We start from the raw sequence: 14,036 nt of genomic DNA, 5'->3' as shown, positions 1-14,036 counted from the left end.
CGCGATGCACAATCCGAATGCTGTAAACGCCCCCATCCAGACGTCCCAGCCACCGCGCCTCGGCGAGGAAATCCTGCGCGTCGATCACGTCTGCCGCGGCTTCAACAAGACGCAAGGCGAGCTGCTCGTGCTCGACGACGCGAACCTGTCGCTGCGCGAAGGCGAGATCGTCGGGCTGCTCGGCCGTTCCGGCTCGGGCAAATCCACGCTGCTGCGGATCATCGCCGGCCTGATCGAGCCGACTGGCGGTGAAGTGAGCTATCTCGGCAAGCCGCTGAGCGGCCCGGCCGAAGGCGTCGCGATGGTGTTCCAGACCTTCGCGCTGTTCCCGTGGCTCACCGTGCTGCAGAACGTGGAAGCCGGCCTCGAGGCGCTCGGCGTCGGCGCACGCGAGCGGCGCGAGCGTGCGCTCGCGGCCATCGACCTGATCGGTCTCGACGGTTTCGAAAACGCGTATCCGCGCGAGCTGTCGGGCGGCATGCGCCAGCGCGTGGGCTTTGCACGCGCGCTGGTCGTCGATCCGACGATCCTGCTGATGGACGAACCGTTCTCGGCGCTGGACGTGCTGACGGCCGAGACGCTGCGTACCGACCTGCTCGACCTGTGGACGCAGGGCCGGATGCCGATCAAGTCGGTGCTGATCGTCACGCACAACATCGAGGAAGCCGTGTTCATGTGCGACCGGATCCTCGTGCTGTCGTCGAATCCGGGCCGCGTGATCGCCGAGATCAAGGTGCCGTTCAAGCACCCGCGCAACCGGCTCGACCCGGCGTTCCGCAAGCTGGTCGACGACATCTACGCGAAGATGACCGCGCGCCAGACCAACGAAGCGACGAAGAAGGGGCTCGAACTCGGCAGCTGGCTGCCGCAGGTGTCGACCAACCTGATGGCCGGCCTGATCGAAACGCTTGCGATGGCGCCGTACCACGGCCGCGCCGACATGCCGGAAATCGCGCGCACGCTGCACCTCGAGGTCGACGACCTGTTCCCGATCGCCGAAGTGCTGCAGTACCTCGGTTTCGCGGACGTGCGGGAAGGCGACGTGTTCCTGACGCCGCCGGGGCGCGTGTTCGCGGAATTCGGCACGCAGGAGCGCAAGCTGATGTTCGCGGATCACCTGCTGAAGCACGTGCCGCTCGCCGCGCGGATCAAGAAGGTGCTGAACGAGCGCCCGGGGCACCGCGCGCCGCGCGTGCGCTTCGAGCAGGAGCTGGAGGATTCGCTGTCGGACGGCGCGGCCGAGGAAACGCTCGACGCGGTGATCGACTGGGGCCGTTACGGCGAGATCTTCTCGTACAACGACCAGACCGAGATCTTCAGCCTCGAGGACGTCGAGTCCTGATCGACATGCCGGGCCGCGAGGCCCGGCATCCGCGCGCGATGCGCGGTGCAGCGCGCCGTTACTGCAGGTTGCCCCAGCGGTCCACGGCCGGTTCGGCCGACGCCCACTTCCAGTGCATGCCTTGCTGGCATGCATTCGCGAAATACCAGTCGGCCTTGTCGCCGTCCTTCACCGAGAACGCGAATTCCTTGCACAGCGCGAGCGCCGACGAATACGCGCGCGTGACGCGCACTTCGCCTTCGCCGTTTTCCAGCGGCAGCGTGTTCTTCACCTTCCACGGCTTCACTTCGCCGACGGCCAGGCCGCCGGCCACCTTCGCGATCGCGTCCTGCTGGTTCTGATGGAGCTGCTTCATCGTGCGGTTGACGGCCTCGTCGGTCGCGGCCTGCACGGCAATCCCGACGCCGACGCCAACCGCCGGGTTCGCGGTAACGAGGCCCGTCGCCGCGCCGGCAAGCGCGCCGCTCGCCGCGCCGACCGACCCGCAGCCCGACAGCGAAACCGCCGCCGCGCACAGCGCGCCGATCGCCGCGATACGGATCGCGACGCTCATTGCAGCGCGCCCCAGCGTTCGGTCGCGGGTTCGGCCGATGCCCATTTCCACACGGGGCCGTCGCGGCAGATCGTGGCGACGTAGAACGCCGCTTGCGCGGCCTTGTCGGGCTTCGCGGGCGTGTCGACCGCGAACACGATTTCCTTGCAGTCGAGCGGGCCGATGCTGATCATCCGGCTGACCGTCACACGACCCTGCTCGTCGTCCTCGATCGGGAACGAGTGGTGCGTCGACCACGGCGCGACCCCGCCGACGTCGAGCGGGCCGGCCGCCTTCGCGATCTGTTCCTGCGTGTAGCGGTGCGCGACGCGCTGCGAGTACTGGACGCCCGCCCGTGCGCCGGCGACGGCGCCGAGGCCGATGCCCGTCGCGACGGCGGCGTTGTTGGTGACCTTGGAAGCGATCGCGGCGCCTGCGATACCGGCGCCGGCTGTCGCGCCTTCGCTGTACAGCGAGTTACAGCCGGACAACAGTGCGGCCGTGGCGATCGCGGCCAGCACGACGCGCGCCGGCATGGCCCGGCGCGTCGATTCGAAACGAATGTTCATCCCTGAGTAAAAGTCCTGTCTGGGTGAGCGGCGACGCATGCGCGCCTCCATGCCGCGTCATTGTTTCGCAATTGTCATAGGAAAAATGCAAAGCTTTGACAAATCGCCGAACGGCTTGTCGCGCGGGCGCGCGGCGCTATTCTCGGGCAGATGGCTGACGAAGGGTCGAAACGTTACAAATTGAAGGCAATTGTTACCTTGGCGTGCGAGGAACCGACCTAGACTGTTTTGTTATGGAATGTTTCTACGACGGCCTCGAGCCGCGCCGAATATGAGACACCCAGCCATGCGCCGTTCTAAACGGTTGTCACCCCGGTCGCCCGACGCGGAGGCCGACCGTGCGCGTCCGCAGACCGACGCGCCAACCGCACCGCCTGCCGGCGCGCCCGGCGAGTCGCCGTCCGACGGCGATCACAACCAGGGCGGCGCCCGCCCGGAAGGGCTCGACTATCAACGCGACCTGGGTCAGGAGCAGGACGCTTGATCCCGTCGTCGTCGCATTCCGCTGTCGCATTTCACTGCATTTCTCAGATCTGAATCGCCGCGCGGCTGCCTTCGGGCCGCTGCATCAGCGTTGGCGCACGCCGCGCGCCAGTCAATCGAATCGAGGAGGGGAAGCCGGATGAGCAGATTGATCGTGGTATCGAACCGGGTCGCCGCCGGAGAGGACACGCGCCCCAGCGCGGGCGGCCTCGCCGTCGGCGTGATGGACGCGCTGAAGGAAACCGGCGGCGTCTGGTTCGGCTGGAATGGCGAGATCGTCGGTGCGCCCGACGCCGAACCCGCGATCCAGCGGGACGATAACGTCACGTACGCGACGGTCGGGCTGACCCGGCGCGATTACGACCAGTACTACCGCGGTTTCTCGAACGCGACGCTGTGGCCGGTGTTCCATTACCGCGGCGATCTCGCACGCTTCGACCGGCAGGAATACGCGGGTTATCTGCGCGTGAACGCGATGCTCGCGAAGCAGCTCGCCGCGCTGCTGCGGCCCGACGACCTGATCTGGGTGCACGACTACCACCTGCTGCCGTTCGCGCATTACCTGCGCGAACTCGGCGTGAAGAACCCGATCGGCTTCTTCCTGCACATCCCGTTTCCGTCGCCGGACATGCTGCGCCTCGTGCCGCCGCACGAGGAACTCGTGAAGTTCATGTGCGCGTACGACGTCGCGGGCTTCCAGACCGAGACCGACAAGCAGGCGTTCACCGACTACATCGAGCGGCGCGGGATCGGTGCGGCGAGCGACGACGGGATGCTGCATGCGCATGGCCGCGTCGTGAAGGTTGCCGCCTATCCGATCGGCGTGCATCCGGACGCGATCGCGCAGGTGGCCGTCCAGTACGGCACGCGCAAGCCGGTGAAGATGCTGCGCGAGGCGCTCGACGGCCGCAAGCTCGTGATGAGCGTCGACCGCCTCGATTATTCGAAGGGGCTCGTCGAGCGCTTCCAGTCGTTCGAGCGGATGCTCGCGAACGCGCCGGGCTGGCAGGGGCGCGTGTCGCTCGTGCAGATCGCGCCGCCGACCCGCTCCGACGTGAAGACCTACCAGGACATTCGCGAAACGCTCGAAGGCGAGGCCGGCCGCATCAACGGCCGCTTTTCGCAACTCGACTGGACGCCGATCCAGTACCTGAACCGCAAGTACGAACGCAACCTGCTGATGGCGTTCTTCAGGATGTCGCAGGTGGGCTTCGTGACGCCGCTGCGCGACGGGATGAATCTGGTCGCGAAGGAGTATGTCGCGTCGCAGGATCCGGCCGATCCGGGCGTGCTCGTGCTGTCGGAGTTCGCGGGTGCGGCGGCCGAGCTGACCGGCGCGCTGCTCGTCAATCCATACGACCTGTCGCAGATGGCCGAGGCGCTCGAACGCGCGCTGTCGATGCCGCTCGCGGAACGGCAGGCGCGTCACGAGGAGAACCTCGCGCGGCTGCGCGAGAACGACCTGTCGGTCTGGCGCGATACGTTCGTCGCCGACTTGCGCAGTGTCGCGGCGGCCGCGTCGGTCACGCGGCGTGCGGGCAGGCGGGCTGCGCATGTGTGAGTCCGCGCAGCGGGCCGGTGCCGGGGACGAAGCGACCGACGACGCAACCGGCCGTTTCTTCGTCGTGACGGGCGGCCCGGGTTCGGGAAAGAGTACGTTGCTCGATGCGCTCGAGCGTGCCGGTTTCGCGCGCTCGCAGGAGGCTGGGCGAGGCGTGATCCGCGACCAGATGGCCGTCGACGGCCACGCGCTGCCGTGGCGCGATCCGGCCGCGTTTGCCGAGCTGATGCTGAGTTGGGAGATGCGTTCGTACCATCTCGCGCGGCAGGCGCGCGGGCCGGTGTTCTTCGACCGCGGCGTGCCGGATGTGGTCGGCTACCTGCGCTTGACGGGGCTGGCGGTGCCCGCGCACGCGGAAGCCGCGGCCCGCCGTTTCCGCTATCACCGGCGCGTGTTCATCGCGCCGCCGTGGCCCGAGATCTATGCGCAGGACACCGAGCGCCGGCAGGATTTCGCGGAAGCCGTGCGCACCTATGACGCGATGGTCGAGTGCTACACGTCATACGGCTATCGGCTGATCGAGTTGCCGTGCGTGAACGTGAAGGCGCGCGTGCGCTTCGTGATGGACGCGCTCGACGCCGCATGACGTGCGGCGCACGGCAGTATCAGGTTGCCGCGTCCGGCCGCGGCGATGTGATGCGCAGCATGCTCACGACCGCGGCCACCGCTGCGAATGCCGTGGCGACATAAAGCGCGATCGTCGGCCCGCGATCGGGCGCGAGCCCGAAAATCAGCGCGACGAGCGCGGCGCCCAGCGTCTGGCCGGTCAGCCGCGCGGTGCTCAGCATGCCGCCGGCGCCGCCGCTGCGCTCGCGCGGCGCGGACGACAGCATCGCGCGGTTGTTCGGCGACTGGAACAGCCCGAAGCCCGCGCCGCACAGCGCCATGCGCCACACGATGTCGACGGTGCCCGGGTGTGCGCCGATCGTCGCGAGCGACAGCAGCCCGGCCGCGAACAGCGCGAGCCCGATCCCGCCGAGGATGCCGGCCGAATAGCGGTCCGACAGCACGCCCGCGAGCGGCGCGGCAAACACGATCACGAGCGGCCATGGCGTCATGTAGAGGCCCGTCTCGACCTGCGAGAAGCCGAGCGAGTTCTGCAGCCAGAACGGCAGCGCGACGAACGCGAGCATCTGCGACGTGAACGATGCCATCGACGTATAGATCGACAGCGCGAACATCGGGATGCGCATCAGGTCGACCGGCAGCAGCGGGGCCGGCTGCGACAGCTGGCGCTTCACGAAGAAATAACCGACGACGAACGCGATGCCCAGCTCGGCCGCGACGTACGCATGGCCTTCGCCGTGGCCGAGCCCGTCGACCGCCGTGATCAGCAGGCCGAACACGCACGCATTCATCAGCGCGCTCGGGAAATCGTACGGCGCGTCGTGCAACGGGTTGGCCGGCAGCGCGCGCAGGCTGCCGAGTACCGCGGCGATGCCGATCGGCACGTTGACCGCGAACAGCCACGGCCACGACGCGAACGACAGGATCGCGGACGCGACCGTCGGCCCGATCGCCGACGACAGCGCGACCACCATCGCGTTGATCGACAGTCCGCGCCCGAGCATCGACGACGGGTAGATCATTCGCACGAGCGCCGCGTTGACGCTCATGATGCCGGCCGCGCCGAACCCCTGGATCACGCGCATCACGGCCAGCATCGGCAGCGAGCCGGCGAGCGCGCAACCGAGCGACGCCGCGGTGAACAGCGCGAGCCCGGCGATGTAGATGCGGCGATAGCCGATGCGCTCGCCGAGCGACGCGAGCGGCAGCAGCGTGATCGTGACCGCGAGCTGGTACGCGTTGACGATCCAGATCGATGCGGCGTCGGACGCGTGCAGGTCGCGCGCGATCGTCGGCAGCGCGACGTTCGCGATGGCGCCGTCGAGCACGGCAAGCGTGATGCCCAGGGCGACGCAGACGATCGCCCAGTAGCGTTGCGGAAGCGGCAGGCCGGTATCGGCGTTCATGGCGGGAACGAAAGCGTGGTTGTCCGCGCGCCCGGTTGCCGGTTGCGTGCGCAACCATGCGGAAGGGTGGAGGCGGCGATGAACGGCCCGGCCGGCGCGGCTGCGCCGGGACGGGGCCGGTCGAGTGTATCACCGGGCCGAATTGCGCGACGCCGGCACGCCCGGCTGCCGGCCGGCACGGACACTCAGCCTTCGAAGTCGAGGCCGCCGAGCCGCACGAGCGAGTCGGCCTGCGTGCGCGACGCGAGATCGATGTCGCGCGCACTCTGCCACGCGCCCAGCTTTTTCGGCAGCGCGGCCAGGTAGTGCTCGAAGCGCTGCGGGCCGTCCGGCTCCATCAGCCGCTCGATTTCGTCGGTGTCCCAGGTCAGCTCGAGATTCAGCGGATGCACGAAGCCGCTCACGTGCTCGTGCGGCGCGCTGCGGATCTGCACGCGCGTCGGGTGCCCGTGCCCGCCGTACGGGACGACATCGGTCAGTACGTGATCGGCGAAGAAGGCGGCGATGGCCTGCGCGATGCGCGGCGCGAATTCGGTATCGAAACGGCGGGCGGTTTCGGGCTGCATGAAGGCGTCTCCTGTGTGCCGAAAATCGTAGCACGGCGACGCCGCGTTTCGGCGTGCGTGACACGCGTAATGGCGCGTTACCACTTGCTGCATCTATTACGGCCGCGTGCCGCCACAATGCATCGCATCCAGTACCACTTCGCGTGGGAGTCCATCATGAAAAAGATTGCCGCAGTGTGTGTTCTCGCCGGTTCGCTCGCCGTGGCGGGCCCGGCGTCCGCGCATGGCCACGACGGCGGCGCCGTCATCGGCGCATTGATCGGCGGCGCGGTGCTGGGCGCGATCGTGACGTCCGCGATGAATCCGCCCGTCGCGTATCAGGCGCCCGCATACCAGGCACCGGCCTATCAGCCGCCGACGTACTATCAGGCGCCCGCGTACCAGCAGCCCGCCTATCCGACCTACCAGCAGGCGCAGTACCAGGACGACGGCCCGAACTATTGCTACGACCGCTACCAGCGCGCGTATGTGTGCGGTGCGCCGGTGTCGGGCGGCTACGCGCAACCGGCCGGGTGGTAAGCGGGCGAGCGCGCGACGCGTGAGCGGGTTCGGTGCCGGACACCCGGCACCAATCGGAGTTCGCTTCGCCTGACCGGACAACAAAAGGCCCTCGCTTCGTGCGAGGGCCTGTTGTCGTTTGCGCGGCCGTCCGTTCGTTCGTCTGCGTGACGCATCGGCTGTCGGCGGGCCGTGCGTGGATACAAACGGTTGCAATTGCACGTCAGTGGCGATGACCGCCGCCACCGTCACCGCGACCGCCGCCATCGTTCCAGTCGCCGCCGCGTCCGCCGCCGTGCCACCCGTTGCCGCCGCGATTGCCGCGATCGCCGTCCCAGTGGTGGTAGTCGCGCCGGCCGCGATCCCAGTCGCGTCCGCCGCCACCACCCCAGATGTTGACCGTGCCGTACACGGGCGACGGGCCGTACGCGTAGCCCGGGCTGGAATAGTAGGGCTGCCCGTAGCCGTATCCGCCGTCGGGAGCGACGACGCAGCCGGCCAGCAGGGTCGCGACGCCGGCGGCGGTGATGAGCTTCAGCATGGTGTTCTCCGTTGGTTCCCCTATAAGTACCGCGCAAGAGGATTGCCGGCTGTTCGGAATTGTGTCGCCAAATTACAGCGCCGTAAGGTCCTGATGCGAAAGTGTTAACATCCGGGGCTCATTTGTTTTTCAGGAGCACATCGATGAAATTCGCGATCCGGGCCGTGCTGGCCGCCTTCTGCGTAACGACTGCCGCAGCGTATGCGGCCGGGCCGGCGTCAGCGCCCGCCGTGCCGGCCGAGTCGATCAAGATGTTTCCGCAAGCAGCGACCGGCCAGCAGCGCGTCGTGATCGCGCTGCCCGCGCTCGAGAACGAAGGCGATGCGCGTGTCGAGCTGATGATCGGCAAGACGCTGCAGACCGACTGCAACCAGCAGTGGTTCGGTGGCGAGCTGACCGCCGAGGATGTGAAGGGGTGGGGTTATACGTACTACCAGCTCACCGACGTGAAGGGTCCCGCGTCGACGCTGATGGCGTGCCCGGGCCAGGCGCCGCAGCAACGCTTCGTGCAGGTGCGCGGTGACGGCCAGCTGCTGCGCTACAACAGCCGCCTGCCGCTCGTCGTCTATGTGCCTGAGGGCTTCGAGGTGCGCTATCGCGTGTGGCACGCGTCGAAGGACGTGCAGCACGCAGCGAAGCAGTAACGTGCGGGCTCGGCCGCGCGCGGCGGTGTCTGGCTGCTACGCGCCGCTTGCGCCGACGAGCGCAGGCCACGCGGCCAGCGCGGCCTGCGCGATGGCCTCCAGATCGCGACGGTTCGCGCCGTCGCGCGCCTGAATCGACATTCCCTGCTGAACCGTCACGTAGTACCGCGCGATCGCGTCGAGGTTCGCGTGCGCCGCGATCTCGCCGGTTGCGACGCCTTGCCGGAGGCGTTCCCGCAGTGCGTCGACCGTGCGCTCGCGCATCGCGATCAGCGTTTGCCGGACGGTATCGGAACGCTCGGCCGGATGCAGCGCCGATAGCACGATCAGGCAGCCGGCCGGCTTCGAGCGCCGCGTGAACACGCGCGCGGTATCCATCAGGTAGTTCCGCACGGCGTCGTGCGCGCTGCCGGCCTGTTCGACACCATCCCAGATTTCCCGTCCCTCCGTGGCGCGGTAGTGCTCGAGCGCCTGCCGGAACAACGTTTCCTTGCTGCCGAATGCCGCATACAGGCTCGGTGACGCAATGCCCATCGCGGCCGTCAGGTCCGCCATCGACGCACCCTCGTAGCCGAGGCGCCAGAACACCTCCATCGCGCGATCCAGCGCCGCTTCCTTGTCGAAGCTTCTCGGTCGGCCCCGTTCAGCCATGGCGTCCAATCCTTCGTCGATATCTGTATCGATCGATAAAATAAATCAATTGACTGTGCCGCGCAACTTGTCACATTCTGTGTCGATCGTTACATAAATGAGGAAAGGAACGAACATGAATCGACTTCAGGGCAAGCGCGCACTCATCACGGGCGGCAGCCGCGGCATCGGCGCGGCCATTGCGAAACGGCTGGCGGCCGATGGTGCGGACGTCGCGATCACTTACGAAAAATCGGCCGAGCGGGCGCAGTCCGTGGTTGCCGGCATCGAGGCGCTGGGCCGTCGCGCGGTTGCGATCCAGGCCGATAGCGCCGATCCGGTTGCCGTGCGCGACGCGGTCGATCGTGCCGCAGAGGCGTTCGGCGGTCTCGACATCCTGGTCAACAACGCGGGGATTTTCCGCGCCGGGACGCTGGAAACGATGACGCTCGACGATATCGACGCGACGCTGAACGTAAACGTGCGTGCGGTGATCGTCGCGTCGCAGGCGGCGGCGCGGCATCTCGGGGAGGGCGGGCGCATCGTGTCGACCGGCAGTTGCCTCGCGACGCGCGTGCCCGATGCGGGGATGAGCCTCTATGCGGCGAGCAAGGCCGCGCTGATCGGCTGGACGCAGGGGCTCGCGCGCGATCTCGGTTCTCGCGGCATCACGGTCAATATCGTGCATCCGGGATCGACGGATACCGACATGAATCCGGCTGACGGCGACCATGCAAGTGCGCAGCGTTCGCGGATGGCGATCCCGCAGTACGGCAAGGCAGATGACGTGGCGGCGCTCGTGGCGTTCGTCGTCGGACCGGAAGGGCGGTCGATCAACGGGACCGGGTTGACGATCGATGGCGGCGCGAATGCGTGATCGCCGATGCCCGGCAGCGTGATGCGGCCGGGCGGCGTGACGTGCGTTATCGGCAGCCGAGCTGTTGATGCGCGGCTTCGAGGTCGGCCCGCTTGTCGTAAGCGCGCAGTTCGTTGCGCGGTTTGCCGTCCGGACCGAACCCGCGCACGACCTTCTGGCCGCGGTCGGGGGTATGCGTCACCGCATCGATGCCGGCGGCCAGTTCCCTGCAGCGTTCGTTGGGCGACGCGTGTTCCGTGCGCGGTGCGGCTGCGCCGGTGACGTTGGCGATGCCGGGGCTGACATAGCGCTGCTTGGCGGGCGCGGTGCCGGTATCTGTATCAGCGGCGTTCGCCGTGCCCGTCAGGGCCGAAAGCGCGGCCAGTGCCGCGATCGCTCGAATCATTGTCGGAATCCATATGCTGACGAAGGTTCGGAATTCTACGCAATGTGCGGCGCTGGTTCGGGGTGATCGGGTGAGGTGCGATTGTGTGTCGCATGTTGTAGCTGGTGTCACGCGCTTTTCGTCGGCGACGGTGCACGCGCGCAGGGCCCCAAACAGCAAAAAGCCCGCTTGCTTTCGCAGAGCGGGCTTCGGTATTGGTTGCGGGGGTAGGATTTGAACCTACGACCTTCGGGTTATGAGCCCGACGAGCTGCCAGACTGCTCCACCCCGCGGCGCGAAGTGTATCTCGCATCGCTGCGCAGAGTCAATCAATCCGTGATTCGTTTTGAACAGGGCGAGAGGCTCGCCGGGTTCGACGGCTTGATTGTGGATGTCTGCGTTGGATGCTTGTGCTTTCTGATCTGCTTCGACGCCAAGCGTTTGTCGCTACCGTCGGGCATATCTGATCGTGGGGAAGTATGGCAAGCCACGGAGAATTTCTGGTCCCCGACAGAATTCACGTCTGCTTGAAGTGAAAGGGATGGGGGCGGGAGGTAATAAAAAGCCTCCTGACGATTGTGATCAAGAGGAGCAGCGACGCTCGATGCAGTTGCCACTCGAGCTGCTGTCGTCAGTGACCATCGCGCTTCGTCCGGCGGTAATAAGGGCGCCCTTTTTGCAGCTTGGACTGTACAATTTACCAATTCAGTCCTCGTGCACCGACGGCTGTGGCGGCGCACTGCGATTTTCCTTGGCGAGATCTATGAAAACAATATCCGTCTTCAACAACAAGGGTGGGGTGGGTAAGACCACCTTGACCTTTCATTTGGCTCATGCTTTCTCTGAGCTTGGTTTGCGCACGCTCCTGATTGACTTGGATCCTCAATGTAATTTGACGATCTTGAGCATGGACGCGGAAGAGTTGCATCGCATATGGCAGGAAGAAGATCCGTTTATTGAAGACTTCGAGGCGGCCAAGAACGCAATGTCTGCGACTGATTTTAAAGGGATTAGTTCTGCGCCGCGATCTGTTCACTTTATTTTGAAGCCGACGGAAGACGGTGTTTCAGATTTGGACGATGTTAGTCCTCCGTGGAATCTTGCGCCGTCCTTGGATCTGATTCCCGGCCGTCTGACGATGCACATGTATGAGGACCGACTCGCCAATCGATTTCCACAAGCGTACCAAGGTGATCCTCTTGCTATCCGGACATTGACGAAATTTCGAAGTGTCGCAGAATCTTATGCGCAGCGATACAAGTACGATATTGTGATTTTCGATACTTCACCAAGCTTGGGTATGCTGAACAAGGTTATTATTTCGACTACGGATGGTCTTGTAATTCCTTGTATGCCTGATATGTTCTCGCTTTATGGAATCAGAAACATTGGAAATTCGCTTCGTGCTTGGAAGGGTCAATTTGACTCTCTCTATACCCTTTTATCGAAGGAGAAGCGACGTCAGTTTCCTGATGAATATGTTCGCCTTCTTGGGTACACGATCTATAATTCAAAGAAATATTCTAGTCGGAACAAATGGGATCTTGCTACTGCTCACTATAATTATGCAACTCAAATCCCACCGACGATCAGAGAATATATCAGCGAACAAGTGCTTGGGCACTTGACCGACGAGCAGTTGGACGAACCGATTGGTGGAACGTCCGTCATGCATACGCACAATACACTGCCGAATATGGCGCAGAAATATCACGTTCCGATGTGGAAGGTTCCGTCGTGCAAGACTTTGGAAACCGATGATATTTCGACGATTTTTGGAAATCGGACGACGTACGAGGCTACCAAGGAAAAGTACGTTGGGTTTGCAGCGGATCTGTTGGAGAGGATGAAATGAGTGAAGTCATCCTGGATGACGAAGTCTTTTCTCCAATTCTTGATCGATATAAGAGTGATTTCGGTGATTTGGATATGTGGCGCCGTCACATTGTTGACTTCTTTAGTCTGCATCCGAAGGCGGCAACTCATGTTCATTCCGTAAAATCTCGCCTTAAAGACCCTGACCATCTTCGGGAAAAAATTTCAAGAAAATGGAATCCGAGTAATCCCATAACGCCGGATAATCTGCTTTCGAGAATCACGGATCTCGTTGGAGTTCGTGTGCTGCTATTGCATCAGCAAAAATTTGAAGCAATCAAGCAGGCGATAGATTTTAGATTGTCGAAGCGGGAGTGGTTCTTGGTAGAACCACCGAAGGCATATACGTGGGATCCTGAGGCGAAAGGATTTTTCGAATCACTCGGATACGAGGTGCACGCCAAGGATAGCTTCTATACAAGTGTTCACTACGTTGTTCGACAGTATGAGGAGTCTCCGATTTGCTGTGAAATTCAAGTTCGGACGCTTTTCGAGGAAATCTGGGGGGAGGTGGATCATACGATTAATTACCCCGAGAAAACCGATAGTGCTAGTTGTCGTGACCAGATTCTTGTTTTGGCGAAGCTTATTGGTGCTGGGAGTAGGTTGGTCGATTCAATCTTCGCATCTCACGAAACGGCACGCGTTGGGTCGTAGTCAAAGGCGATTTAATAACGAAAATCGAGATGCCCCTTCGGGGGCGGGCAACACACCTATAACATCTCAATTTTCCATTTAACAAAATCAGCAATGCTGGAACCCTTTGCGGACAAGACTCCAGGCGTGATTTGTTAAATTGACATCGTTTGAAAGGCGAGAAATTTTTTGGGTGTGAGGGGACGTGCGGTCTGGGCAGAAAATGAGGCCGAGACTCGTGATAGCCCCAGCCCATTCGGCATCCTTGCTGCTGTTTGGTTTACGCCTTCGCGACTGCGCTCGTCACGCCTTCGATGATGGTGATCGCCCTGCGGGTAGTTCACAGTCAGGTCAGCGTGAGCGTGACACAGGAAGCCGATTTCACCCGTCTTCGCGTATGCGTCGCGCAGCACTCCGATGTTCAGGCTCTCGCGTATGACGAACTGCATCGTGCTGAAGTTGCCGACGAAGGCTCGGCTGTTCGCCTTGCCCGTACCGAGATTGGCCGGCACGCCGTTCGTTGCCATCTGGCGCACACCAGACTGCAGTGATGGGGCGGCCAGCGACCGGCCCTTCGTGTCGGCCAGCACCGCGAGTCCGACCAGCGTGCGTGGTGTTGATGGCCGTCGTGGGGGAGGGCGTCTTACTTTCGAGCTGCGTTTGGTATGCGTGGTACACGGCCAGCCGGCTGGCATAGCAGAGGTGCGCCGGCGTGCTTGATCTTCGTTATCGCGTGTCGCGGCCATGCAGGCCAAGCGGTACCGAACAGGCGCTTCTCATTGCCATCGGCGCGGTAGCTGATCGTAGGGAAGTGGGTGAAGCCATGGAGAATTTCTGGTCCCCCCGACAGGAATCGAACCTGTATCTAGCGCTTAGGAGGCGCTTGTTCTATCCATTGAACTACGGGGAGAGCCATATCCGATTGATCGCGCGAAAAATCGCGAA

The 14,036-nt window shown here is 63.9% G+C and carries 17 protein-coding genes and 2 tRNA genes; 9 read left to right on the top strand and 10 right to left on the bottom strand.

Going from position 1 to position 14,036, the window contains the following annotated elements:
- Window positions 1-4 precede the first annotated feature (4 nt).
- Window positions 5-1,342 carry an AAA-associated domain-containing protein gene (locus H3H55_RS13085; RefSeq protein WP_048249194.1) on the top strand — a complete coding sequence of 446 codons (1,338 nt, stop codon included), beginning with the start codon at window positions 5-7 and terminating at the stop codon, window positions 1,340-1,342.
- 58 nt (window positions 1,343-1,400) lie between these two features.
- Here the strand turns inward: H3H55_RS13085 and H3H55_RS13080 are convergent, their stop codons facing one another.
- Entirely contained in the window at window positions 1,401-1,895 is a 495-nt protein-coding gene (locus H3H55_RS13080) for a hypothetical protein (protein ID WP_193098830.1), read from the bottom strand.
- Window positions 1,892-2,443 carry a hypothetical protein gene (locus tag H3H55_RS13075; RefSeq protein WP_048249196.1) on the bottom strand — a complete coding sequence of 184 codons (552 nt, stop codon included), beginning with the start codon at window positions 2,441-2,443 and terminating at the stop codon, window positions 1,892-1,894. Before H3H55_RS13075 ends, H3H55_RS13080 begins: the two co-directional genes overlap by 4 nt.
- Window positions 2,444-2,729: 286 nt before the next feature.
- Between H3H55_RS13075 and H3H55_RS13070 the strand changes: the two genes are divergently transcribed.
- The 3 genes from H3H55_RS13070 to H3H55_RS13060 all read left to right on the top strand — a co-directional run bounded on the left by H3H55_RS13070 (window position 2,730) and on the right by H3H55_RS13060 (window position 5,073).
- Window positions 2,730-2,927 (top strand): hypothetical protein, encoded by a 198-nt coding sequence (locus H3H55_RS13070; RefSeq protein ID WP_193098829.1) that lies wholly within the window; start codon window positions 2,730-2,732, stop codon window positions 2,925-2,927.
- Window positions 2,928-3,065: 138 nt separating this feature from the next.
- Window positions 3,066-4,487, top strand: coding sequence for an alpha,alpha-trehalose-phosphate synthase (UDP-forming) (gene otsA / locus H3H55_RS13065; RefSeq protein ID WP_193098828.1), 1,422 nt, complete (start codon window positions 3,066-3,068; stop codon window positions 4,485-4,487).
- Complete coding sequence (locus H3H55_RS13060) at window positions 4,480-5,073, top strand: AAA family ATPase (protein WP_193098827.1); 594 nt, start codon at window positions 4,480-4,482, stop codon at window positions 5,071-5,073. Before otsA ends, H3H55_RS13060 begins: the two co-directional genes overlap by 8 nt.
- Before the next feature lie 19 nt (window positions 5,074-5,092).
- On the opposite strand, the gene H3H55_RS13055 is transcribed toward H3H55_RS13060, so the two are convergent.
- Complete coding sequence (locus tag H3H55_RS13055; protein WP_048249200.1) at window positions 5,093-6,460, bottom strand: MFS transporter; 1,368 nt, start codon at window positions 6,458-6,460, stop codon at window positions 5,093-5,095.
- A 185-nt stretch (window positions 6,461-6,645) separates the two neighbouring features.
- The gene (locus H3H55_RS13050; RefSeq protein WP_193098826.1) at window positions 6,646-7,026 is read right to left on the bottom strand and encodes a DUF5594 family protein; all 381 of its coding nucleotides are present in this window, start codon (window positions 7,024-7,026) and stop codon (window positions 6,646-6,648) included.
- Between the two features lie 117 nt (window positions 7,027-7,143).
- On the opposite strand from H3H55_RS13050, the gene H3H55_RS13045 reads away from it, so the two are divergent.
- The gene (locus tag H3H55_RS13045; protein ID WP_129512691.1) at window positions 7,144-7,545 is read left to right on the top strand and encodes a hypothetical protein; all 402 of its coding nucleotides are present in this window, start codon (window positions 7,144-7,146) and stop codon (window positions 7,543-7,545) included.
- Window positions 7,546-7,747: 202 nt separating this feature from the next.
- Here H3H55_RS13045 and H3H55_RS13040 read toward each other — a convergent pair whose 3' ends face one another.
- Window positions 7,748-8,065: a hypothetical protein gene (locus tag H3H55_RS13040; protein ID WP_193098825.1), complete on the bottom strand. Its 318-nt coding sequence runs from the start codon at window positions 8,063-8,065 to the stop codon at window positions 7,748-7,750.
- A gap of 143 nt (window positions 8,066-8,208) precedes the next feature.
- On the opposite strand from H3H55_RS13040, the gene eco reads away from it, so the two are divergent.
- Window positions 8,209-8,709, top strand: a complete 501-nt coding sequence (gene eco / locus H3H55_RS13035) for a serine protease inhibitor ecotin (protein WP_193098824.1) — start codon at window positions 8,209-8,211, stop codon at window positions 8,707-8,709.
- 36 nt (window positions 8,710-8,745) lie between these two features.
- Here eco and H3H55_RS13030 read toward each other — a convergent pair whose 3' ends face one another.
- Window positions 8,746-9,360: a TetR/AcrR family transcriptional regulator gene (locus H3H55_RS13030; protein ID WP_048249205.1), complete on the bottom strand. Its 615-nt coding sequence runs from the start codon at window positions 9,358-9,360 to the stop codon at window positions 8,746-8,748.
- Window positions 9,361-9,475: 115 nt separating this feature from the next.
- Here H3H55_RS13030 and H3H55_RS13025 point away from each other — a divergent pair, with 115 nt between their 5' ends.
- Window positions 9,476-10,216: an SDR family NAD(P)-dependent oxidoreductase gene (locus H3H55_RS13025; protein ID WP_193098823.1), complete on the top strand. Its 741-nt coding sequence runs from the start codon at window positions 9,476-9,478 to the stop codon at window positions 10,214-10,216.
- Between the two features lie 46 nt (window positions 10,217-10,262).
- Here the strand turns inward: H3H55_RS13025 and H3H55_RS13020 are convergent, their stop codons facing one another.
- Together H3H55_RS13020 and H3H55_RS13015 are read right to left on the bottom strand one after the other, a co-directional pair.
- On the bottom strand, window positions 10,263-10,601 hold the full coding sequence (locus H3H55_RS13020) for a hypothetical protein (RefSeq protein WP_193098822.1): 339 nt from the start codon (window positions 10,599-10,601) through the stop codon (window positions 10,263-10,265).
- Between the two features lie 195 nt (window positions 10,602-10,796).
- A tRNA-Met gene (locus H3H55_RS13015) sits at window positions 10,797-10,873 on the bottom strand.
- A 311-nt stretch (window positions 10,874-11,184) separates the two neighbouring features.
- Here H3H55_RS13015 and H3H55_RS13010 point away from each other — a divergent pair.
- Window positions 11,185-12,435 carry a ParA family protein gene (locus H3H55_RS13010; protein ID WP_226800029.1) on the top strand — a complete coding sequence of 417 codons (1,251 nt, stop codon included), beginning with the start codon at window positions 11,185-11,187 and terminating at the stop codon, window positions 12,433-12,435.
- Window positions 12,432-13,112, top strand: coding sequence for a RelA/SpoT domain-containing protein (locus H3H55_RS13005; protein ID WP_193098821.1), 681 nt, complete (start codon window positions 12,432-12,434; stop codon window positions 13,110-13,112). Before H3H55_RS13010 ends, H3H55_RS13005 begins: the two co-directional genes overlap by 4 nt.
- Before the next feature lie 134 nt (window positions 13,113-13,246).
- Here H3H55_RS13005 and H3H55_RS13000 read toward each other — a convergent pair whose 3' ends face one another.
- Both H3H55_RS13000 and H3H55_RS12995 read right to left on the bottom strand, forming a co-directional pair.
- A complete protein-coding gene (locus H3H55_RS13000) occupies window positions 13,247-13,786 on the bottom strand; it encodes a phage major capsid protein (RefSeq protein WP_226800192.1) in 540 nt (179 codons plus the stop codon).
- 140 nt (window positions 13,787-13,926) lie between these two features.
- Window positions 13,927-14,001, bottom strand: a tRNA-Arg gene (locus H3H55_RS12995).
- Between the last annotated feature and the right edge of the window lie 35 nt (window positions 14,002-14,036).

This window comes from Burkholderia sp. Z1 (assembly GCF_014893795.1).
Taxonomy (GTDB): domain Bacteria; phylum Pseudomonadota; class Gammaproteobacteria; order Burkholderiales; family Burkholderiaceae; genus Burkholderia; species Burkholderia theae.
This window is presented reverse-complemented; position numbering and strand designations above follow the sequence as displayed.

What these genes read in the sequence shown, in the direction of transcription:
- H3H55_RS13085 (WP_048249194.1), top strand. Translation starts at nt 5, where the DNA reads ATGCACAATCCGAATGCTGTAAACGCCCCCATCCAGACGTCCCAGCCA.
- H3H55_RS13080 (WP_193098830.1), bottom strand. Translation starts at nt 1,895, where the DNA reads ATGAGCGTCGCGATCCGTATCGCGGCGATCGGCGCGCTGTGCGCGGCG.
- H3H55_RS13075 (WP_048249196.1), bottom strand. Translation starts at nt 2,443, where the DNA reads ATGAACATTCGTTTCGAATCGACGCGCCGGGCCATGCCGGCGCGCGTC.
- H3H55_RS13070 (WP_193098829.1), top strand. Translation starts at nt 2,730, where the DNA reads ATGCGCCGTTCTAAACGGTTGTCACCCCGGTCGCCCGACGCGGAGGCC.
- otsA (WP_193098828.1), top strand. Translation starts at nt 3,066, where the DNA reads ATGAGCAGATTGATCGTGGTATCGAACCGGGTCGCCGCCGGAGAGGAC.
- H3H55_RS13060 (WP_193098827.1), top strand. Translation starts at nt 4,480, where the DNA reads ATGTGTGAGTCCGCGCAGCGGGCCGGTGCCGGGGACGAAGCGACCGAC.
- H3H55_RS13055 (WP_048249200.1), bottom strand. Translation starts at nt 6,460, where the DNA reads ATGAACGCCGATACCGGCCTGCCGCTTCCGCAACGCTACTGGGCGATC.
- H3H55_RS13050 (WP_193098826.1), bottom strand. Translation starts at nt 7,026, where the DNA reads ATGCAGCCCGAAACCGCCCGCCGTTTCGATACCGAATTCGCGCCGCGC.
- H3H55_RS13045 (WP_129512691.1), top strand. Translation starts at nt 7,144, where the DNA reads ATGCATCGCATCCAGTACCACTTCGCGTGGGAGTCCATCATGAAAAAG.
- H3H55_RS13040 (WP_193098825.1), bottom strand. Translation starts at nt 8,065, where the DNA reads ATGCTGAAGCTCATCACCGCCGCCGGCGTCGCGACCCTGCTGGCCGGC.
- eco (WP_193098824.1), top strand. Translation starts at nt 8,209, where the DNA reads ATGAAATTCGCGATCCGGGCCGTGCTGGCCGCCTTCTGCGTAACGACT.
- H3H55_RS13030 (WP_048249205.1), bottom strand. Translation starts at nt 9,360, where the DNA reads ATGGCTGAACGGGGCCGACCGAGAAGCTTCGACAAGGAAGCGGCGCTG.
- H3H55_RS13025 (WP_193098823.1), top strand. Translation starts at nt 9,476, where the DNA reads ATGAATCGACTTCAGGGCAAGCGCGCACTCATCACGGGCGGCAGCCGC.
- H3H55_RS13020 (WP_193098822.1), bottom strand. Translation starts at nt 10,601, where the DNA reads ATGATTCGAGCGATCGCGGCACTGGCCGCGCTTTCGGCCCTGACGGGC.
- H3H55_RS13010 (WP_226800029.1), top strand. Translation starts at nt 11,185, where the DNA reads ATGCAGTTGCCACTCGAGCTGCTGTCGTCAGTGACCATCGCGCTTCGT.
- H3H55_RS13005 (WP_193098821.1), top strand. Translation starts at nt 12,432, where the DNA reads ATGAGTGAAGTCATCCTGGATGACGAAGTCTTTTCTCCAATTCTTGAT.
- H3H55_RS13000 (WP_226800192.1), bottom strand. Translation starts at nt 13,786, where the DNA reads ATGCCAGCCGGCTGGCCGTGTACCACGCATACCAAACGCAGCTCGAAA.